The organism is Serratia sp. CY82433, from assembly GCF_052166535.1.
Classification (GTDB): Bacteria; Pseudomonadota; Gammaproteobacteria; order Enterobacterales; family Enterobacteriaceae; genus Serratia; species Serratia sarumanii.
The window spans coordinates 36,432-55,529 of the sequence record NZ_JBJNOR010000004.1; the positions used below are offsets into that span (position 1 = coordinate 36,432).

The window sequence follows — 19,098 nt, forward strand, 5'->3', positions numbered from 1 at the left end:
GATGGATTTCAGCGTAATTCACGATAACCTGGGCTACCTGCTGTGGGGCACCTGGCCGGATGGTCCATTAGGCGGCGCGGCGCTGACGTTGGCGATCAGCCTGATGGCCGGCGTCGCCTCGGCGGTGCTCGGCACCTTGCTCGGCGTGGCGCTGGCGATGTCGCGCGGCGTCGCTGCCGGACTGCTGGCGGCGGTGCTGGGCTTTTTCCGCGCCATACCGGTCATCATGCTGATCTTCTGGACCTATTTCCTGCTGCCGATGGTGTTTGGCGTAGAGATCCCGGAAATCACCACCGTGGTGTGCGCGCTGGCGCTGATCGCTTCGGCCTATCTGGCCCATGCGGTGAAGGCCGGCATCGCCGCGATCGGCCCCGGCCAGTGGCAGGCCGGACTTTCCCTGGGGCTGACCCGCTGGCAGACGCTGCGCATGATCGTGCTGCCGCAGGCGCTGCGCATGATGGTGCCGTCGTTCATCAACCAGTGGATATCCCTGATCAAAGACACCTCGCTGGCTTATATCGTCGGCGTTGGCGAACTGACCTTCCTGGCGACCCAGGTCAACAACCGCAGCATGGTCTATCCGATGGAAGTGTTCCTGTTCGTGGCGCTGGTCTATTTCGTGTTCTGCCTGGCGCTCGATCTGCTGGCCAACGCGGTCAACCGCCGCTTCGGCGCGCAAACCCGCGCGCTGAAGCGGTCGTGGCGCTGGTGGCGCAACAAGCCGCCGTTGCCGGCCAGTTAATCGGCCGTCAGCCGCCAGCCGCGTTCGCGCCACAGCGCGGGCAGCTGGGCCAGGTCGTTAAACGTCGTCACCAGCGGGTGGTCGATCGGCGGGTTATGCGGATCGGCGCAGAAGTAAAAGACCGGAATGCCGGCATTGATGCCGGCCTGGGCGCCGGCGGGCGAGTCGTCCACCAGGATGCAGCGCGTTACCGGCACCTGCATCTGTTCGGCGGCGTGGAACACGATCGCCGGATCCGGCTTCCAGCGCTGAATGTCATAGCCGCTGAACAACCGGTCATCAAAATAAGGCAGCATGCCGGTCAGGCCGAGCGAGTGCTGCATCTTGCTGACCGGTCCGTTGGAGACGGTGCAGACAGGCACCGTCACCTGCGCCAGCAGCTCGCGGGCGCCGGCAATCTGTTGCAGTTCGCTGTCGAACAGGCGCGCCACTTCCTGCCGATACAGCGGCTCCAGCGCCTCTTTTGCCAGGTCAGTGCCCTGCTCGGCGTTGACCCGATCGATGATCTCGTACAGCTTCACCCCTTTGTATTTCTTGAACACCTCTTCCAGCGACAGATGAATGCCGTAGCGGGCGAACATGTGCACATAGGCTTTGCTGCACAGCACTTCGCTGTCCACCAGCGTGCCGTCGCAGTCGAACAAAATGCAGTCAATCTGATTCATGCGGGACAGGTTCCTTCGGGTTAACGGCGCTGAGGCCGCTCAGCGATCACTTGATCAGGTTACGCGCCTTGAGATCGTGCAAAATCAGCGCGGCGACGTGTGAGCAGTGCGGTAAATCGCGGCTGTCGCACCACCTCAGCTCGGCGATTTCGGCGGCCGGCTGCAGCTGCCCGGTAACGTCGGCCTGATAGCAGCGAATGCGCACCTGGGTGCCGTCCTGCTTGCCGTCCGCCGGGCCGGCGAACTCGCCGTAAAACGCGATGGAGTTGGGCTGCAGCGCGACGGTCAGCTCTTCGTCGATTTCGCGGCACAGCGCCTGTTCGTCGGTTTCGCCCGCTTCGCGCTTTCCGCCCGGCATATAAAACAGCGTCTTATTGTGTGAACGCACCAGCGCCACTTTGTCATCTTTCAGCGCGATCAACGCGAGCTTATCGATAAAGGTTGAAGACATGCGGATTCCTGTTTTTTCGCGGGTAGGGTAAGAGATGCGATAGGTCATTTTATCGGCCGTGTCGGCAAACGGCAACGCAGCGGACGGAAACGCGGGATGAAAGCCTGTAAATACAAGCCGTTGACGCGTTTAGCCGTAAAGATGGCGAAAAAAACCTGTGACCGGCGTCAAAAGCCCCACTTTTTGTTATAGGATAGCCGGCGACTGTCCATTCCCATTTTCGGAATTCTGATAATGACCAAACCAGTATCTGGCCTTGACGCTGAGCAAGGCTTGCTTGGGCGCGTGTTTAAACTCAAGCAACATGGCACGACGGCGCGTACGGAAACGATTGCCGGTATCACCACCTTCCTTACCATGGTGTATATCGTGTTCGTTAACCCGCAAATTTTGGGCGCGGCGGGCATGGATACCCAGGCGGTATTTGTCACCACCTGTTTGATCGCCGCTTTCGGCAGCATCTTTATGGGCCTGCTGGCGAACCTGCCGGTGGCGTTGGCGCCGGCGATGGGCCTGAACGCCTTCTTCGCCTTCGTGGTGGTCGGGGCGATGGGCATCTCCTGGCAGGTGGGCATGGGCGCCATCTTCTGGGGAGCGGTCGGCCTGCTGCTGCTGACCATTTTCCGCATCCGCTACTGGATGATCGCCAACATTCCGGTCAGCCTGCGGGTCGGCATCACCAGCGGCATCGGCCTGTTCATCGGCATGATGGGGCTGAAAAACGCCGGCATCGTGGTGGCCAACCCGGACACGCTGGTGACCATCGGCAGCCTGACCTCGCACAACGTGCTGCTGGGCGCGCTCGGCTTTTTCATCATCGCCGTGCTCTCTTCACGTAACTTCCACGCGGCGGTGCTGGTGTCGATCGTGGTCACCACCCTGATCGGCTGGATGCTGGGCGACGTGAAATACGGCGGCCTGTTCTCCCTGCCGCCGAGCATCACCTCGGTGGTGGGCCAGGTCGACGTGGCCGGCGCGCTGAACATCGGGCTGGCCGGGATCATCTTCTCGTTTATGCTGGTGAACCTGTTTGACTCTTCGGGTACCTTGATCGGCGTCACCGATAAAGCCGGCCTGACCGACAGCCAGGGCAAGTTCCCGCGCATGAAGCAGGCGCTGTACGTCGACAGCATCAGCTCGGTGGCCGGTTCGCTGGCGGGCACCTCTTCCGTGACCGCTTACATCGAAAGTTCGTCCGGCGTCGCCGTCGGCGGCCGCACCGGTTTGACGGCGGTGGTCACCGGCCTGCTGTTCCTGCTGGTGATCTTCCTGTCGCCGCTGGCGGGCATGGTGCCGGCTTACGCCGCCGCCGGCGCGCTGATCTACGTCGGCGTGCTGATGACCTCCAGCCTGGCGCGGGTGAAGTGGGACGATCTGACCGAAGCGGTACCGGCGTTTGTCACCGCGGTGATGATGCCGTTCAGCTTCTCGATCACCGAAGGCATCGCGCTCGGCTTTATCTCCTACTGCGTGATGAAGCTCGGCACCGGCCGCTGGCGTGAAATCAGCCCGTGCGTGGTGGTGGTGGCGCTGCTGTTCGTGCTGAAGATCGTCTTCGTCGACGGCCATTGACCGCCAAAGGGCCGACGCCTGTCGGCCCTGAACCCCTAGGCGCCCGGCGTCGCATCCGGCGCCTTACCCAACACCCACTGCAACGGCCGCTTGAAGCGCGCCTGCCAACTGCCGGCGGCATCCTCTCCCTGGGCGAAGTGCAGCGTCTCTACCTGGTTATCCTCTCCGAACAGATTGGCGAAGTGCAACGCCAACGCCTGCTCGCTGAAATTCTGCCGATCGTAATACGCCATCACGATTTTCTTTTGCGCCGCCAGCGACTGCTGGGCCGGCTTGATCTCGCCGTTGGGGGCGATCAGGAGCGCGCCGGCGTAAAACTGCGGGTACTTCGCGATCAGGTTGGCGGCGTGCAGCGCGCCCTGGCCGCGGGCGCTGAGGTAAATCCGCCGGGGATTCAGCTTTAGCTGCGGAGCCAGCTGTTGCAGCGTACGCTGAATGGCGGTTTGGGTGCTCTCGTCGCTGTAATTCGACCAGCGGAAACTGTTTTCCGACAGCATCTGCGTGCCGTTGAGCTCGATGTAGGCCACGCCCATTTCGCCGAACAGCAGCCGTTCTTCGGGGCTGATGGCGGCGGCTTTGCCGTAGGTATGCAGGAAGATCACCGTTGGCCAGCCTTCGGGCGGCGCTTCGCCGTCCGGCATCGCGTAGCTGGCCTTGCCTTCATAGTGGCGGGCGTGCTGCAGATAGCGCGCTTTGGTGGCGGCCAGGATCGATTGGTAGGTGGCGGAGTGCTGGATGCTGTTGAAGGCGTCGTCCTCCAGCAGGTTGTAGTAGTACCACAGGCCGCGGTCGGCGCTCAGCTGCAGGTAGCGCTCCGCCAGCTCGGTTTGCCCTTTCTCCGCCGATGACACCGCCAGCTGGTAGGGCGCCCAGACGTTGCGGCCGTCTTCGCGCATCAGCGTCAGGTACAGCGACATGGCGCCCAGCTTTTTATCTTCCTGGTTTTGCGCGGATCGCGACAGCTGGGCGTTGAGCGCGCTGTGTGCCGGCAGCTCCAGCGGCTCTTCACCGGCGGGATAACGCATCTCTGCCGCGAAAGCGGGACTGGTGATGGAAACAAAAAATAACGCTAAAATGAAAAAATACATGATGCTATGGCTTTAATTTTCAATGAATTGATGGACTTCATGTCCTGTTGCGGCGCCTAAGGGGCGCCGCGAGACCTTCACTCCACGCGGCGAATAAAATCGCTGAACGCGGACAGCTGGCCGGTCAGAAAATCCAGCGTTCCCTGATCGCTCAGTTCACCGGCCTGTTCGTCGACCTTGCTCTGGATCACGCCGCCCATAAACTCAGGCTTGTTCATTACCATCGCATCGAGGAACACCAGGATCTGGCGCAGGTGGTATTGGCAGCGCGCGCCGCCGATCGGCCCCATCGAGCTGGTCTGAATGGCGACCGGCTTGCCGGCCAGCGGCTGATTCGGCAAGCGAGACAGCCAGTCGATGGCGTTCTTCAACCCGCCGGGCACGGAATAGTTATATTCAGGGGTGACGATGATCACGCCGTCGGCCTGGCGGATCTGTTCGGCGATCGCCTCGACCGCGGCAGGGAAGCCTTCACCCTGTTGCATGTCGGCGTCGTACAGCGGGATATCGCGGATGGAGGGCAGCGCTTCAATGGTGACGCCCTGTGGAGCCAGGCCTGGCAGGGCGCGAGCCACCATGGCGTTGTAGGAGCCTTTGCGCAGGCTGCCGAGCAGAGTGACGATTTTTAAGGCTTGGTCTGACATGGTGATTCTCCCTTTCGAATGAGCAGATTCAGCGTACAACATGGGCGAATAGTAGGCTAAAGCGCTGGTCGAGAATAGGCGATTGCTCAACATTTAGCTGTCTTTACAATTTAATCCAGCAACTCGTGCGGTTGCGGTAAAGACAGCGTTATCCGCTTTGCGCTGCGTTAACCGGGCGTCTTCAGGCCCGTCAGTTTAACGAAGCGTGAGGATGCCGCCGGGCTGCGCGGCGAGATTTCCCCGTCTTTCTGCAGGCCGCCGCGCTCTTCGTAGCGCCAGCACAGCAGGCGATCCAGGCCGGGGCTGCCGGCGCAGGCCCAGCTCAGGTATTCGTCGGCGTCGCTCATCACCTGAACGTCCGGCGTGGCGCTGGAGCGCAGGTGGCCGGAGAAGGGATGCAGACGCAGCGTAGACTGGCCGCTGTTGCCGAGGCCGGAAATTTTCAGCACGCTTTGCCGAATGCTCCACAGCTGAGTCTCCGCCTCCAGCCGATCGTCCTGCGCGCCGATCCAGGCACTTTCCGCCGGCGTCTGATGCGCGTGTTGCAGCGCGCTTTGCCGGGTGCCGCGCGCCCGCATCACTTCGATATCCAACCCGACTTTTCCCTCGTCGCTGAGCAGCACGCCCACGGTGTTGCTGGCGTAAGCGAGGCTGAAATCGGGCAGCTGATGATCGGCGAAACAGGGGCGGCCGGTCGGTGTGGTGGCGATGGGGGGCAGCGTCGGCAGGCCGTACAGGTAGAACATCATTTCGGCGAGCAGAATGCGCCCTTGCAGGAAGCGCGTGCGGCGTTTAACGGAAAAGGTGCGGGTGGCGGCTATCACTTCGTCGGCGAGTCTCTGGGTATCCAGGACAGCGGAGGCCGGGGTCCATCGGGCAAAATGACACGCCATTGTTCGCTCCATTACAGAGGGTCGCTAAGAACGCAGGGGTGTTAGATTAAGACTAAGTTGAGGATTTATCATCAAAAAACGCTATGCGGATTATCCTATTTATCAGCGGTGGTAGAGATATCGCCCGGCGCGGCATCGCTCCACCATTGGATCATTGATGCGTTCGGTGCCAAATCAAAGCACGGCTTACCCAGCAAGTGATTGAGGATGCGGGCTGAACGCCAGGCCATCAGGCTCAGTCCGCCTTCTGCGCTGCCGTGGCTGTGTATTCCGGCATTAACCGCATAAATTCGATTTTGCTCCGGCCCGAGCCAGTCCAGATTAAAATTCGGCAGTAGCGGCAGATGCTGTTCCGCATCGAGAGGAATGCGCGGCAGCAAGGGTTTCAGGTAAGCGGGCAGCGAAGCGCGATAGCCGGTGGCCAGAATGACGATATCGGCCTTGAAACTTTCCTGGCGATTTTCCAGGCCGTGAAGCGTGCGCAGATGAAAAGCTTCACCCATTGATTCGATGGCCAGTAGGGTGCGATGAGGCAGTAAACGCACATTGCGCGTCTGGCGCATCACGTCAAAACGCATATATAGCTCACGGTACAGGGTTCGCAGCGTATGATTGCTGATGCCGTCTGCCGGCAATTTCTGTGTTTTGATTTCACGCTCGCGGATTTCTGACGGCAGTGTATAGAAATAGTCGACGTATTCGGGAGTGAAATATTCGTTGGTGAAGGGGGACTCATCCAGCGGCTGAAAATTGGGACGGCGCGAGAGCCAGTCCAGCTGCGCCGGTTCGCCCCAGTGCCCCTGCAATGCGTTCAAAAACACATCGGCGCCGCTTTGGCCGCCGCCCACCACCATAACTCGCTTGCCGCTGAAGTCCGGATTGCGCAGGGCTATTTCGGCGGCATGCATGCAGTTTTCGCCCAGCGCCGGGTAAAACGCTTTCGGTAACCAAGGGTTATGGCCGGTGCCCAGACAGATATTTCTCGCCCACAGCGTCTGATTATGGGTGGTTACCTTGAACAAACTCTTTTCATCGTCAAAATCAATGCGCTCTACGGACTGTGAAAACTGTAGCCCGTCTAATCTTTCGCAGGCCCAGCGTAGATAGTCGGAAAATTCTTCTCGGCTGATAATTTGCTGCTCGGTGATTAAAAACCGATAAATTTTTTTCTGTTCTACCAAGTAATTAATAAATGAAAATTGGCTGCGTGGGCTGACGGCGGTAACCAAATCCTGCAGCACATATGTCTGCATATAAGCGGAAGGCAGCAGCATGCCGGGGTGCCAGCGGAAGCTCGCGTTACGATCGAGAAAGGTATAGTTGACGGCGCCGCTTTCGGCGGCCAGAGCGGCCAGACTGAGATTGAAAGGCCCCAATCCCACCCCAATCAAGTCTAAAGGTTCGTTCATTTAAGCTTATCTCTCACGCGGAAAAATTGATGAGATAAGCTTAGGTGAGTTTTGGCGCCGGAGACGTAAAATGCGGGCGCCGAAGAGGATATGGCGCCCGCAGGCGATTATTTGCCGATGCAGAAGCTGGAGAAGATGCGGCCCAGCAGATCGTCTGAGGTGAATTCGCCGGTGATTTCGCTCAAGGCCAGCTGCGCCTGGCGCAGTTCCTCGGCCAGCAGCTCGCCCGCGTAAGCGCTCACTAACTGTTCTTTGCCTTGCACCAGGTGCTGTGCCGCCAGCTCCAGTGCCTGCAGGTGGCGACGGCGCGCCAGGAAGCCGCCTTCCATGTTGCTGGTGAAGCCCATGCTCTGTTTCAGATGATCGCGCAGCACATCGACGCCTTCGCCGGTGCGGGCCGACAGGCGAATAAGTGAGTGGTTGTTCACTTCCGTCAGACCCAGCGTTTCACCGGTGATGTCGGCCTTGTTGCGCACCACGGTGATCGGCAGCGTGCCCGGCAGGCGCGCCATAAACTCCGGCCAGAGCTCCGCCGGCTCGGTGGCGGCGGTGGTGGTGCCGTCGACCATAAACAGCACTCTGTCGGCCTGTTCGATCTCGTTCCATGCACGTTCGATGCCGATGCGCTCCACTTCGTCGCTGGCGTCGCGCAGGCCGGCGGTGTCGATGATGTGCAGCGGCATGCCGTCGATATGGATATGTTCGCGCAGGACGTCGCGGGTGGTACCGGCGATATCGGTGACGATCGCCGCCTCGCGCCCGGCCAACGCATTGAGCAGGCTGGATTTACCGGCGTTGGGGCGCCCGGCGATCACTACCTTCATCCCTTCGCGCAGCAGGCTGCCCTGGCGCGCTTCGCCGCGCACGCTATCCAGATCCGCCATCACGTCGTTGAGTTGTGCTTCGATTTTACCGTCGGACAGGAAGTCGATTTCCTCGTCCGGGAAGTCGATCGCCGCTTCCACGTAGATTCGCAGGTGAGTGAGCGCTTCCACGAGCTGGTGGATGCGGGTGGAAAATGCCCCCTGCAGCGAGTTCATCGCCGAGCGCGCCGCCTGCTCGGAGCTGGCGTCGATCAGATCGGCGATCGCTTCGGCCTGCGCCAAATCGAGCTTGTCGTTGAGAAACGCGCGTTCGGAGAACTCGCCGGGCCGGGCGATACGCACGTCGGGCAGCGCCAGCACGCGCTTGAGCAACAGATCGAGGATCACCGGCCCGCCGTGGCCCTGCAGTTCCAGCACGTCTTCGCCGGTAAAGGAGTTCGGCCCCGGGAACCACAGCGCGATGCCCTGATCGAGGGTGGCGCCGGCGGCGTCGCGGAACGGCAGATAGTCAGCGTAGCGCGGCTTCGGCAGCTTGCCGAGCAACGCCTGGGCGACGTCTTTGGCCTTGCTTCCGGAAATGCGCAGAATGCCGACGCCGCCGCGTCCCGGCGGGGTGGCTTGGGCTACGATGGTATCGGTGGTGCTCATAACGGTTCTCTCTGACGATTAAGATGCAAAAAGGCGGTCTAATGACCGCCTTTGGGGTGACTGCAAGGGTCGGCGCGCCGAACCCCTACAATACGCTTAGCTTTTTTTCTTGTCGCGGCTGTGCAGACCGCGTTTTTCCAGACCGCGGTAAATCAGCTGCTGCTGCAGGATGGTCACCAGGTTACTGACGATGTAGTACAGCACCAGACCGGACGGGAACCACAGGAAGAACACTGTGAAGATCACCGGCATGAAGGTCATGATTTTCTGCTGCATCGGGTCAGTCACGGTGGTCGGCGACATCTTCTGAATGAAGAACATCGTCACGCCCATCAGGATTGGCAGGATGTAGTACGGGTCTTGCGCCGACAGGTCATGGATCCACAGGGCGAACGGCGCGTGGCGCAGCTCGACCGAACCCATCAGCATATAGTACAGCGCCAGGAAGATCGGCATCTGAATGATCAGCGGCAGGCAGCCGCCGAGCGGGTTCACTTTCTCCGCCTTGTACAGCGCCATCATCTCTTGGCTCATGCGCTGCTTGTCATCGCCGATGCGCTCGCGCATCGCCTGCAGCTTCGGCTGCAGCATGCGCATTTTCGCCATCGAGGTGTACTGCGCCTTGGTCAGCGGGTACATGATGCCGCGCACGATGAAGGTGATGATGATGATGGAGAAGCCCCAGTTACCGATAAAGCCGTGGATGAACTTCAGCAGTTTGAACAGCGGCTGGGAGATGAACCACAGCCAGCCGTAATCCACGGTCAGATCCAGGTGCGGCGCCAGCTGGGCCATCTGGTCCTGCAGCTCCGGGCCGACCCACAGGGTCGCGTTCAGCTGCTGCTGAGCGCCCGGCTGCACCACGACCGGCGTAGATTTGAAGCCGATGGTGGACAGGTTGTCGCCCGGTTTGGCGGTATAGAAGGTGTTGTCACCTTTGGTCGCCGGTACCCACGCGGTGGCGAAGTACTGTTGCAGCATGGCGACCCAACCGTCTTTGGTGGTGACGTTCAGGTTTTCATCTTTGTCGAACGCGTATTTTTGGTACTTGTCCTCGCTGGACGAGTACGCCGCGCCGCGGAAGGTGTGCAGCGCGAAGTTGCTGCTGCCGGTGTCGCGGTGTTTAGGCAATTCGGTGGTCTGCTTCAGCTGGCCGAACAGGGTCAGCTCCAGCGGCGTCGCGCCTTTGTTGTCGATGCTGTAATCCACGCCGACCGCATAGTGGTTGCGTTTGAGCACGAACGTCTTGGTGTAGACTGCACCGTCTTTATCGGTGTAGGTCAGCGGGATGCGCAGCTCGTCCTGGCCTTCCGGCAGGGTGTAGCTGTCTTGCGCCGCCTGATACAGCGGGCGTTCGCCGTTGGCCGGGTTGTCCGGGCCGTTTTTACCGGTCAGGCCGCTTTGCGCCTGATAGACGAACGACGGAGTGGTTTCCAGCAGTTGGAACGGAGTCGATGAACCCAGAGTATCCGGGTAGGCCAACAGTTTAGCCTGCTCGATATCGCCACCACGGGTGTTGATGGTCAGTGACAGCACGTCGGTGTTCACGGTAATCAGCTTACCCTGACCACTGGCTGGCACGGCCTGGCTGGCGGCATCACCGGCTACTGCGTTCGAAGTCTGTTGCGTGGTCTGTGCGGCCGGCTGCGGAGCGTTGTCCGTTTGCCATGCCTGCCAGATCATGAAAGACACGAACAGCAGAGCGATGAGGAGAAGATTGCGTTGCGAATCCATCGTTAGTGTTCTCTGTTATCGTCGGTTTTTGGCGGCACCGGATCATCGCCACCTGGGTTCAAAGGGTGGCATTTTAATACGCGTTTCAATGCTAACCAACTGCCTTTTATCATGCCAAACCTGCTTAATGCCTCAATTGCGTAATGAGAGCATGTCGGCTGGAAGCGACAACGAGGCCCTAGCAGCGGACTGATGACGAGCTGATAGGCCCGCACCAGCCCGATCAGGATGCGGGAGCCTGGCGACAGTGGCGACGCCATAATTTATCCAAAGCTTCCGTCAGCGCGCGGTTATCCAAATCCGCTATCCCCTTTTTGGCTACCACGACAAAATCCATCGCCGGTAATTCGTGCTGGCGCAGGCGGAAGCTTTCGCGGGTTAGGCGTTTGATCCGATTACGCTCGTGCGCGCGTTTGACGTGTTTTTTGGCGACGGTAAGACCGATGCGGGGATGCCCCAGCTGGTTCAGGCGGCCGAGGATGGTAATTTGCGGCGTGCCAGCCCGTTGTGGCTGCTGGAAGACGAAAGTGAAATGAGTGGGAGTTAACAAACGTAACTCCCTGGGAAAAGCGAGCTTAACCACTCAGCGGGTTAGCTTTATTACTTAGAAACAGTCAGACGAGCACGGCCTTTCGCACGACGGCGGGCCAGAACTTGACGACCATTTTTGGTGGCCATACGAGCACGGAAACCGTGGCTACGGTTGCGCTTCAATACGGACGGTTGGAAAGTGCGTTTCATAGCGATTTCTACCTAAACTTAAAATAATTACTGATCAGTAAACGCGTTTGGCTACTCGGCGTGAAGATGACCGACGCCTCAATCGCAATACATAAAGAAGCGGGATTGTAATAATTGTACAGTCCTGAGTCAATTCGCATCGCGCCAGCCTACCTGGTTGTCTGCCAATAACGGAACAAAATCCGGTCTTGGCCCGTGGTCACCGCAGAATCCTGTCTGGCTAATGACGCACCATAAGGAACCAGGTATCACACGTAGGGCGAAGATTATACGGACTCGGGGTGAAATCGCAAGGATCCCCGAGAGATCCTTTGCGCGCGATCGCAGGATCCGGCGTGGATAACAGGGTATAACCGGTTGACAATGTAAAAAATGCGGCGCAGCGGCCGGGATCTGCGCGGTCATCCGGCGCCGACGGTGAAAAGATCGCCGCCGGCCGCGGCCTGTGGATAAAATGGATCTAATCTGTGAGGAAGGGGAGGATCTCTTGCGCGGATTGCGCTATGATCCGTCATTCCGATCGCGATCCCTCATGCCGGGATCGTGAGGGACACAAACCGTGAAAGGCGGTTCGCATCCCCCACAGGCAAATCGCCGATGCCGGGTATGTGTCAAAAATCATGAGTTATAAAAAAGTTGCCCGTTTCTTTTCTTTATTGATCTTGTTCGAGTGGAGTCCGCCGTGTCACTTTCGCTTTGGCAGCAGTGTCTTGCCCGATTGCAGGATGAGTTACCTGCCACAGAATTTAGTATGTGGATACGCCCATTGCAGGCGGAACTGAGTGACAACACCCTGGCGCTGTATGCGCCTAACCGCTTTGTGCTGGATTGGGTTCGCGATAAGTACTTAAACAACATCAATGGTCTGCTGAATGATTTCTGCGGCACGGACGCGCCTTTGCTGCGTTTTGAAGTCGGCAGCAAGCCGATCGCGCAGGTGATCAGCCAGACCGTGACCGCCAGCGTCAGCAGCGCCCCTGCGGCCCCCGCGGCGCGCACGGCCGCGCCTTTGCGCCCGAGCTGGGACAACGCGGCGGCGCAACCCGAGCTCTCTTACCGCTCCAACGTCAACCCCAAGCACACCTTTGACAACTTCGTCGAGGGTAAGTCCAACCAATTGGCGCGCGCGGCGGCTCGCCAGGTGGCGGACAACCCGGGCGGCGCCTATAACCCGCTGTTCCTGTATGGCGGCACCGGCCTGGGTAAAACCCACCTGCTGCACGCGGTCGGCAACGGCATCATGGCGCGCAAGGCCAACGCCAAAGTGGTCTACATGCACTCGGAACGCTTCGTGCAGGACATGGTCAAAGCGTTGCAGAACAACGCCATCGAAGAGTTTAAGCGTTACTACCGTTCGGTCGACGCCTTGCTGATCGATGACATCCAATTCTTCGCCAACAAGGAGCGTTCGCAGGAAGAGTTCTTCCATACCTTTAACGCTCTGTTGGAAGGCAATCAGCAGATCATCCTGACCTCGGATCGCTACCCTAAAGAGATCAACGGGGTGGAAGATCGTCTGAAGTCGCGCTTCGGCTGGGGGCTGACGGTGGCGATCGAGCCGCCGGAGCTGGAAACCCGCGTGGCGATCCTGATGAAAAAGGCCGACGAAAACGACATCCGCCTGCCGGGCGAAGTGGCGTTCTTCATCGCCAAGCGCCTGCGTTCCAACGTGCGTGAGCTCGAAGGGGCGCTGAACCGCGTGATCGCCAACGCCAACTTTACCGGCCGGGCCATCACCATCGATTTCGTGCGCGAAGCGCTGCGCGATCTGCTGGCGCTGCAGGAAAAGCTGGTCACCATCGACAATATCCAAAAGACGGTGGCGGAGTATTACAAGATTAAAGTCGCGGATTTGCTGTCCAAGCGGCGTTCGCGATCCGTTGCCCGCCCGCGCCAGATGGCGATGGCGTTGGCGAAGGAACTCACCAACCACAGCCTGCCGGAAATCGGCGATGCGTTTGGTGGCCGCGACCATACCACGGTGTTGCACGCCTGCCGGAAGATCGAGCAGCTGCGTGAGGAAAGTCACGACATCAAAGAAGATTTCTCCAATTTAATCAGAACATTATCTTCATAGCGCTATGAAATTTATCGTTGAACGTGAGCATCTGCTAAAACCGCTGCAACAGGTGAGCAGCCCGCTGGGCGGCCGCCCGACCTTGCCGATCCTGGGCAACCTGCTGCTGCAGGTGACGGAAGGCTCCCTGCTGCTGACCGGCACCGATCTGGAGATGGAGATGGTGGCGCGCGTCGCCCTGTCCCAGCCGCACGAGCCGGGCGCGACCACCGTGCCCGCGCGCAAATTCTTTGATATCTGCCGCGGCCTGCCGGAAGGGGCGGAGATCGCCGTCACGCTGGAAAGCGAGCGCATGCTGGTGCGGTCCGGCCGCAGCCGCTTCTCGCTGTCCACGCTGCCGGCGGCGGACTTCCCGAACCTGGACGACTGGCAGAGCGAGGTGGAGTTCACCTTGCCGCAGGCGACGCTGAAGCGCCTGATCGAAGCCACCCAGTTCTCGATGGCCCACCAGGACGTGCGTTACTACCTGAACGGCATGCTGTTTGAAACCGAAGGCGAAGAGCTGCGCACCGTCGCGACCGACGGCCACCGCCTGGCGGTGTGCTCGATGCCGATCGGCCAACAGCTGCCGTCGCATTCGGTGATCGTGCCGCGTAAAGGGGTGATGGAGCTGGTGCGCCTGCTGGACGGCGGCGATTCGCTGCTGCAGCTGCAGATCGGCAGCAACAACATTCGCGCCCACGTCGGCGATTTCATCTTCACCTCCAAGCTGGTTGACGGCCGTTTCCCGGACTATCGCCGCGTCTTGCCGAAGAACCCGGATAAAACGCTGGAAGCCGGCTGCGATCTGCTCAAGCAGGCGTTTGCCCGCGCGGCGATTCTCTCGAACGAGAAATTCCGCGGCGTGCGGCTGTACGTCAGCCAGAACCAGCTGAAGATCACCGCCAACAACCCGGAGCAGGAAGAGGCGGAAGAGATCCTCGACGTCAGCTACGACGGCGCGGAGATGGAGATCGGCTTCAACGTCAGCTACGTGCTGGACGTGTTGAACGCGCTCAAGTGTGAAGACGTGCGCCTGCTGTTGACCGATTCGGTCTCCAGCGTGCAGATCGAAGACGGCGCCAGCCAGGCGGCGGCCTACGTTGTCATGCCAATGCGGTTGTAGTCTCGTTACCTTGAATTACAGCACCGTCATCGGTAAAGAGATTGCATGGCTCTGACGCGTTTATTGATTAAAGACTTCCGCAATATCGAGGCGGCGGATTTGGCGCTGGCGCCGGGATTCAACTTCCTGGTCGGCGCCAACGGCAGCGGCAAGACCAGCGTGCTGGAAGCGGTGTATACGCTCGGCCACGGCCGCGCCTTTCGCAGCCTGCAGGCCGGTCGGGTCATTCGCCACGACCAGCCGGAGTTCGTGCTGCACGGCCGCATCGAAGGCGCGGAGCGCGAGCTGTCGGTAGGATTGAGCAAGAGCCGTCAGGGTGACAGCAAAGTACGCATCGATGGCAGCGATGGCCACAAGGTGGCCGAGCTGGCGCAGCTGCTGCCCATGCAGCTGATCACCCCCGAAGGTTTTACCCTGCTGAACGGCGGGCCGAAATTCCGGCGCGCCTTCCTGGACTGGGGCTGTTTTCATAACGAACCCGGTTTTTTCACCGCCTGGAGCAACCTGAAACGGTTACTGAAGCAGCGCAATGCCGCGCTGCGCCAGGTGAGTCGCTATGCGCAGATCCGCGCCTGGGATCAGGAACTGATCCCGCTCGCGGAGCGCATCAGCGAATGGCGGGCGGAATACAGCGACGCGATCGCCGCGGATATCACCGCGACCTGCGCGCAGTTTCTGCCTGAATTCGCCCTGACCTTCTCCTTCCAGCGCGGCTGGGACAAAGAGAGCGACTACGGCGAGCTGCTGGAGCGCCAGTTCGAGCGCGACAGGGCGTTGACCTATACCGCGGTGGGGCCGCATAAAGCGGACTTCCGCATTCGTGCCGACGGCACGCCGGTAGAGGATTTGTTATCGCGCGGTCAGCTTAAACTGCTGATGTGCGCGTTGCGCTTGGCGCAGGGTGAGTTTCTCACCCGGCAGAGCGGGCGGCGTTGCCTGTATCTGATTGATGATTTTGCCTCCGAGCTGGACACCGGCCGTCGCCGGTTGCTGGCCGATCGCCTGAAAGCCACCCAGGCCCAGGTTTTTGTCAGCGCGGTGAGCGCTGAACAAGTGACCGACATGGCCGGTGAAAAGGGCAAGATGTTCCGCGTGGAACAGGGTAAAATAGAGGTTCAACCACAGGACTAAAATGAGCGAGAAACGTTGATGTCGAATTCTTATGACTCCTCAAGTATCAAGGTATTAAAAGGGCTGGATGCGGTGCGCAAGCGCCCGGGCATGTATATCGGCGATACCGATGACGGCACCGGTCTGCACCACATGGTATTCGAGGTTGTGGACAACGCTATCGACGAAGCGCTCGCGGGCCACTGTAGTGACATTCAGGTCACCATCCATGCCGACAACTCGGTATCGGTACAGGATGACGGCCGCGGCATTCCGACCGGCATTCACCCGGAAGAAGGGGTTTCAGCCGCAGAGGTCATCATGACCGTGCTGCACGCCGGCGGTAAATTCGACGACAACTCCTATAAGGTTTCCGGCGGCCTGCACGGCGTGGGCGTCTCGGTGGTTAACGCCCTGTCGGAGAAACTGGAGCTGGTGATCCGCCGCGAAGGCAAAGTGCACGAACAGACTTACAGCCACGGCGAGCCGCAGGCGCCGCTGACCGTGGTGGGCGAAACCGAACAGACGGGCACCATGGTGCGCTTCTGGCCGAGCCACCAGACCTTCACCAATGTGACCGATTTCGAGTACGACATTCTGGCCAAGCGTCTGCGCGAGCTGTCCTTCCTCAACTCCGGCGTGTCTATCCGCCTGAAGGACAAGCGCACCGACCGTGAAGACCACTTCCATTACGAAGGCGGCATCAAGGCGTTTGTCGAGTATCTGAACAAGAACAAAACCCCGATCCACCCGAACGTGTTCTACTTCTCGACCGTGAAAGACGATATCGGCGTGGAAGTGGCGCTGCAGTGGAACGACGGTTTCCAGGAAAACATCTACTGCTTCACCAACAACATTCCGCAGCGCGACGGCGGCACGCACTTGGTCGGTTTCCGTACCGCGATGACCCGTACGCTGAACAGCTACATGGAAAAGGAAGGCTACAGCAAGAAGGCTAAGGTCAGCGCCACCGGCGATGATGCGCGTGAAGGTCTGATCGCCGTGGTGTCGGTGAAGGTGCCGGATCCCAAGTTCTCTTCTCAGACCAAGGACAAGCTGGTCTCCTCCGAGGTGAAAACCGCGGTTGAAACGCTGATGAACGAGAAGCTGGTGGATTACCTGATGGAAAATCCAGGCGACGCGAAAATCGTGGTCGGCAAAATCATCGACGCGGCGCGCGCGCGCGAAGCGGCGCGTAAAGCGCGTGAGATGACCCGCCGCAAAGGCGCGCTGGATCTGGCCGGCCTGCCGGGCAAGCTGGCGGACTGCCAGGAACGCGATCCGGCGCTGTCCGAACTGTACCTGGTGGAAGGGGACTCCGCGGGCGGCTCTGCCAAGCAGGGGCGCAACCGCAAGAACCAGGCTATCTTGCCGCTGAAGGGGAAAATCCTCAACGTCGAGAAAGCGCGTTTCGACAAAATGCTCTCCTCGCAGGAAGTCGCGACGCTGATCACCGCGCTGGGTTGCGGCATCGGCCGCGACGAGTACAGCCCGGACAAGCTGCGTTACCACAGCATCATCATCATGACCGATGCCGACGTCGACGGTTCGCACATCCGTACGCTGCTGTTGACCTTCTTCTACCGCCAGATGCCGGAAATCATCGAGCGTGGCCACGTGTTTATCGCACAGCCGCCGCTGTACAAGGTGAAGAAAGGCAAGCAGGAGCAGTACATCAAAGATGACGAGGCGATGGATCAGTACCAGATCGCCATCGCGATGGACGGCGCTACGCTGCATACCAATGCCAGCGCACCGGCGCTCGGCGGCGAGCAGCTGGAAAAACTGGTGGCAGAACACTATGCCGTGCAGAAGCTGATCGGCCGCATGGAGCGCCGCTATCCGCGCGCGCTGCTGAACAACCTGATCTATCAGCCGACGCTGAACGAAGGCGATCTCAGCGATGAAGCCAAGGTGAAAACCTGGATCGCTTCGCTGGTGCAGGCGCTGAACGACAAAGAGCAGCACGGCAGCAGCTATGACTTCGTGATCTTCGAGAACCGCGAACGCCAGATGTTCGAACCGGCGCTGCGCATCCGCACCCACGGCGTGGATACCGACTATAAGCTGGACTTCGACTTCATCCACGGCGGCGAATACCGCAAGATCTGCCAGCTGGGCGAACAGCTGCGCGGGCTGATCGAAGACGGCGCGTTCATCGAACGCGGCGAACGTCGTCAGCCGGTAGACAGCTTCGAGCAGGCGCTGGAGTGGCTGGTGAAAGAGTCGCGCCGCGGCCTGTCGGTGCAGCGCTATAAAGGCCTGGGCGAGATGAACCCGGAGCAGCTGTGGGAAACCACCATGGATCCGGAAAGCCGCCGCATGCTGCGCGTGACCGTCAAGGACGCCATCGCTGCCGATCAGCTGTTCACCACGCTGATGGGCGATGCGGTTGAGCCGCGCCGCGCCTTTATCGAAGAAAACGCCCTGAAAGCGGCGAACATCGATATCTGATGCGTTAATGGCTGTGAAAATCCGCGCCGGGCGACCCGCGCGGATTTTTTTTGCGCCTTTTTTGGCGCTGACAGCCAAGGCTGAAACGCGTTAGCATGGGAAAAAACCACTGGGAGAAGCGTTGAATGGCTATTGAACTGATTGCGATCGACATGGACGGCACGTTGCTGGATCCGCAGCACCAAATCACGCCGGCGGTAAAGCAGGCTATCGCGGCGGCGCGGCGCAAAGGGGTGCACGTGGTGCTGGCCACCGGGCGGCCTTATGTCGGCGTGCAGGACTATCTGCGCCAGTTGGACATTCAGGGCCCCGGCGATTTTTGCATAACCTACAACGGCGCGCTGGTGCTGCGCGCGGCCGACGGCGCCTGTATTCTGCAGGAAACCCTGGGTTTTGAGGACTATCTGCACTTCGAGCAGATGGCGCGCGAGCTCGGCGTTCACTACCAGGCGTTTGACTTCGACACCCTGTATACCCCGAACAAAGACATCGGCAAATACACCATACACGAGGCGGAAATGACCGGTATTCCGTTGAAATACCGCAGCGTGGAGGAGATGGATCGCCAGATGCGTTTCCCGAAAGTGATGATGATCGACGAGCCGGCGCTGCTGGACAACGCGATTGCGCGCATCCCGGCGGAAACGCGCGAGCGTTACACCATTCTGAAAAGCGCGCCTTACTACCTCGAAATCCTGCATAAGAACGTCGATAAGGGCGCCGGGGTGAGAATGCTGGCCGAGCACCTCGGCGTGGCGCGGGAAAACATCATGACGCTGGGGGATCAGGCCAACGATACGGCGATGATCGAGTATGCCGGCGTCGGCGTGGCGATGGGCAACGCCATTCCCGAGCTGAAAGCGGTGGCGCAGTTTGTCACCGGCGCCAATACCGAAGACGGCGTGGCGCGCGCCATCGAGAAGTTCGTGCTCAACGCCTGA

At 59.9% G+C, this 19,098-nt stretch carries 18 protein-coding genes; 7 read left to right on the forward strand and 11 right to left on the reverse strand.

Annotated features, from left to right (window positions below; translation table 11 throughout):
- The first annotated feature begins 1 nt into the window (after window position 1).
- Window positions 2-742: an amino acid ABC transporter permease gene (locus ACJ8PI_RS18585; protein WP_004933841.1), complete on the forward strand. Its 741-nt coding sequence runs from the start codon at window positions 2-4 to the stop codon at window positions 740-742.
- On the opposite strand, the gene yieH is transcribed toward ACJ8PI_RS18585, so the two are convergent.
- Both yieH and ACJ8PI_RS18595 read right to left on the reverse strand, forming a co-directional pair.
- Window positions 739-1,407, reverse strand: a complete 669-nt coding sequence (gene yieH / locus ACJ8PI_RS18590; RefSeq protein ID WP_041037333.1) for a 6-phosphogluconate phosphatase — start codon at window positions 1,405-1,407, stop codon at window positions 739-741. The genes ACJ8PI_RS18585 and yieH overlap by 4 nt on opposite strands.
- A 46-nt stretch (window positions 1,408-1,453) precedes the next feature.
- On the reverse strand, window positions 1,454-1,858 hold the full coding sequence (locus tag ACJ8PI_RS18595; protein ID WP_033636523.1) for an NUDIX hydrolase: 405 nt from the start codon (window positions 1,856-1,858) through the stop codon (window positions 1,454-1,456).
- 234 nt (window positions 1,859-2,092) lie between these two features.
- Here ACJ8PI_RS18595 and ACJ8PI_RS18600 point away from each other — a divergent pair, with 234 nt between their 5' ends.
- Window positions 2,093-3,430 carry an NCS2 family permease gene (locus ACJ8PI_RS18600; RefSeq protein WP_063989176.1) on the forward strand — a complete coding sequence of 446 codons (1,338 nt, stop codon included), beginning with the start codon at window positions 2,093-2,095 and terminating at the stop codon, window positions 3,428-3,430.
- 35 nt (window positions 3,431-3,465) lie between these two features.
- Here ACJ8PI_RS18600 and ACJ8PI_RS18605 read toward each other — a convergent pair whose 3' ends face one another.
- The 9 genes from ACJ8PI_RS18605 to rpmH all read right to left on the reverse strand — a co-directional run bounded on the left by ACJ8PI_RS18605 (window position 3,466) and on the right by rpmH (window position 11,411).
- On the reverse strand, window positions 3,466-4,518 hold the full coding sequence (locus ACJ8PI_RS18605; protein WP_033649559.1) for a hypothetical protein: 1,053 nt from the start codon (window positions 4,516-4,518) through the stop codon (window positions 3,466-3,468).
- Window positions 4,519-4,595: 77 nt separating this feature from the next.
- Complete coding sequence (locus ACJ8PI_RS18610; RefSeq protein WP_025304752.1) at window positions 4,596-5,162, reverse strand: NADPH-dependent FMN reductase; 567 nt, start codon at window positions 5,160-5,162, stop codon at window positions 4,596-4,598.
- Window positions 5,163-5,329: 167 nt separating this feature from the next.
- A complete protein-coding gene (locus ACJ8PI_RS18615; protein WP_039568288.1) occupies window positions 5,330-6,055 on the reverse strand; it encodes a 4'-phosphopantetheinyl transferase family protein in 726 nt (241 codons plus the stop codon).
- Window positions 6,056-6,150: 95 nt separating this feature from the next.
- The gene (locus ACJ8PI_RS18620) at window positions 6,151-7,464 is read right to left on the reverse strand and encodes a lysine N(6)-hydroxylase/L-ornithine N(5)-oxygenase family protein (RefSeq protein WP_164134544.1); all 1,314 of its coding nucleotides are present in this window, start codon (window positions 7,462-7,464) and stop codon (window positions 6,151-6,153) included.
- Window positions 7,465-7,571: 107 nt separating this feature from the next.
- A complete protein-coding gene (gene mnmE / locus ACJ8PI_RS18625; protein ID WP_164134545.1) occupies window positions 7,572-8,936 on the reverse strand; it encodes a tRNA uridine-5-carboxymethylaminomethyl(34) synthesis GTPase MnmE in 1,365 nt (454 codons plus the stop codon).
- Between the two features lie 96 nt (window positions 8,937-9,032).
- The gene (gene yidC / locus ACJ8PI_RS18630; protein WP_164134546.1) at window positions 9,033-10,670 is read right to left on the reverse strand and encodes a membrane protein insertase YidC; all 1,638 of its coding nucleotides are present in this window, start codon (window positions 10,668-10,670) and stop codon (window positions 9,033-9,035) included.
- A 2-nt stretch (window positions 10,671-10,672) separates the two neighbouring features.
- Window positions 10,673-10,930 (reverse strand): membrane protein insertion efficiency factor YidD, encoded by a 258-nt coding sequence (yidD, locus tag ACJ8PI_RS18635; RefSeq protein ID WP_004933881.1) that lies wholly within the window; start codon window positions 10,928-10,930, stop codon window positions 10,673-10,675.
- Complete coding sequence (gene rnpA, locus ACJ8PI_RS18640) at window positions 10,894-11,253, reverse strand: ribonuclease P protein component (protein WP_004933883.1); 360 nt, start codon at window positions 11,251-11,253, stop codon at window positions 10,894-10,896. The genes yidD and rnpA overlap by 37 nt, the downstream gene beginning before the upstream one ends.
- Before the next feature lie 17 nt (window positions 11,254-11,270).
- A complete protein-coding gene (rpmH, locus tag ACJ8PI_RS18645; protein ID WP_000831330.1) occupies window positions 11,271-11,411 on the reverse strand; it encodes a 50S ribosomal protein L34 in 141 nt (46 codons plus the stop codon).
- A gap of 682 nt (window positions 11,412-12,093) precedes the next feature.
- On the opposite strand from rpmH, the gene dnaA reads away from it, so the two are divergent.
- From dnaA to yidA, 5 genes are all read left to right on the forward strand, one after another.
- The gene (dnaA, locus tag ACJ8PI_RS18650; RefSeq protein ID WP_049235245.1) at window positions 12,094-13,488 is read left to right on the forward strand and encodes a chromosomal replication initiator protein DnaA; all 1,395 of its coding nucleotides are present in this window, start codon (window positions 12,094-12,096) and stop codon (window positions 13,486-13,488) included.
- 4 nt (window positions 13,489-13,492) lie between these two features.
- A complete protein-coding gene (gene dnaN / locus ACJ8PI_RS18655) occupies window positions 13,493-14,593 on the forward strand; it encodes a DNA polymerase III subunit beta (RefSeq protein WP_004933892.1) in 1,101 nt (366 codons plus the stop codon).
- A gap of 45 nt (window positions 14,594-14,638) precedes the next feature.
- Window positions 14,639-15,724, forward strand: a complete 1,086-nt coding sequence (gene recF, locus ACJ8PI_RS18660; protein ID WP_033653950.1) for a DNA replication/repair protein RecF — start codon at window positions 14,639-14,641, stop codon at window positions 15,722-15,724.
- 18 nt (window positions 15,725-15,742) lie between these two features.
- Window positions 15,743-18,157 (forward strand): DNA topoisomerase (ATP-hydrolyzing) subunit B, encoded by a 2,415-nt coding sequence (gene gyrB, locus ACJ8PI_RS18665; RefSeq protein WP_033636532.1) that lies wholly within the window; start codon window positions 15,743-15,745, stop codon window positions 18,155-18,157.
- Between the two features lie 125 nt (window positions 18,158-18,282).
- Complete coding sequence (gene yidA / locus ACJ8PI_RS18670; RefSeq protein WP_033649554.1) at window positions 18,283-19,098, forward strand: sugar-phosphatase; 816 nt, start codon at window positions 18,283-18,285, stop codon at window positions 19,096-19,098.

What these genes read in the sequence shown, in the direction of transcription:
- ACJ8PI_RS18585 (WP_004933841.1), top strand. Translation starts at nt 2, where the DNA reads ATGGATTTCAGCGTAATTCACGATAACCTGGGCTACCTGCTGTGGGGC.
- yieH (WP_041037333.1), bottom strand. Translation starts at nt 1,407, where the DNA reads ATGAATCAGATTGACTGCATTTTGTTCGACTGCGACGGCACGCTGGTG.
- ACJ8PI_RS18595 (WP_033636523.1), bottom strand. Translation starts at nt 1,858, where the DNA reads ATGTCTTCAACCTTTATCGATAAGCTCGCGTTGATCGCGCTGAAAGAT.
- ACJ8PI_RS18600 (WP_063989176.1), top strand. Translation starts at nt 2,093, where the DNA reads ATGACCAAACCAGTATCTGGCCTTGACGCTGAGCAAGGCTTGCTTGGG.
- ACJ8PI_RS18605 (WP_033649559.1), bottom strand. Translation starts at nt 4,518, where the DNA reads ATGTATTTTTTCATTTTAGCGTTATTTTTTGTTTCCATCACCAGTCCC.
- ACJ8PI_RS18610 (WP_025304752.1), bottom strand. Translation starts at nt 5,162, where the DNA reads ATGTCAGACCAAGCCTTAAAAATCGTCACTCTGCTCGGCAGCCTGCGC.
- ACJ8PI_RS18615 (WP_039568288.1), bottom strand. Translation starts at nt 6,055, where the DNA reads ATGGCGTGTCATTTTGCCCGATGGACCCCGGCCTCCGCTGTCCTGGAT.
- ACJ8PI_RS18620 (WP_164134544.1), bottom strand. Translation starts at nt 7,464, where the DNA reads ATGAACGAACCTTTAGACTTGATTGGGGTGGGATTGGGGCCTTTCAAT.
- mnmE (WP_164134545.1), bottom strand. Translation starts at nt 8,936, where the DNA reads ATGAGCACCACCGATACCATCGTAGCCCAAGCCACCCCGCCGGGACGC.
- yidC (WP_164134546.1), bottom strand. Translation starts at nt 10,670, where the DNA reads ATGGATTCGCAACGCAATCTTCTCCTCATCGCTCTGCTGTTCGTGTCT.
- yidD (WP_004933881.1), bottom strand. Translation starts at nt 10,930, where the DNA reads ATGGCGTCGCCACTGTCGCCAGGCTCCCGCATCCTGATCGGGCTGGTG.
- rpmH (WP_000831330.1), bottom strand. Translation starts at nt 11,411, where the DNA reads ATGAAACGCACTTTCCAACCGTCCGTATTGAAGCGCAACCGTAGCCAC.
- dnaN (WP_004933892.1), top strand. Translation starts at nt 13,493, where the DNA reads ATGAAATTTATCGTTGAACGTGAGCATCTGCTAAAACCGCTGCAACAG.
- recF (WP_033653950.1), top strand. Translation starts at nt 14,639, where the DNA reads ATGGCTCTGACGCGTTTATTGATTAAAGACTTCCGCAATATCGAGGCG.
- gyrB (WP_033636532.1), top strand. Translation starts at nt 15,743, where the DNA reads ATGTCGAATTCTTATGACTCCTCAAGTATCAAGGTATTAAAAGGGCTG.
- yidA (WP_033649554.1), top strand. Translation starts at nt 18,283, where the DNA reads ATGGCTATTGAACTGATTGCGATCGACATGGACGGCACGTTGCTGGAT.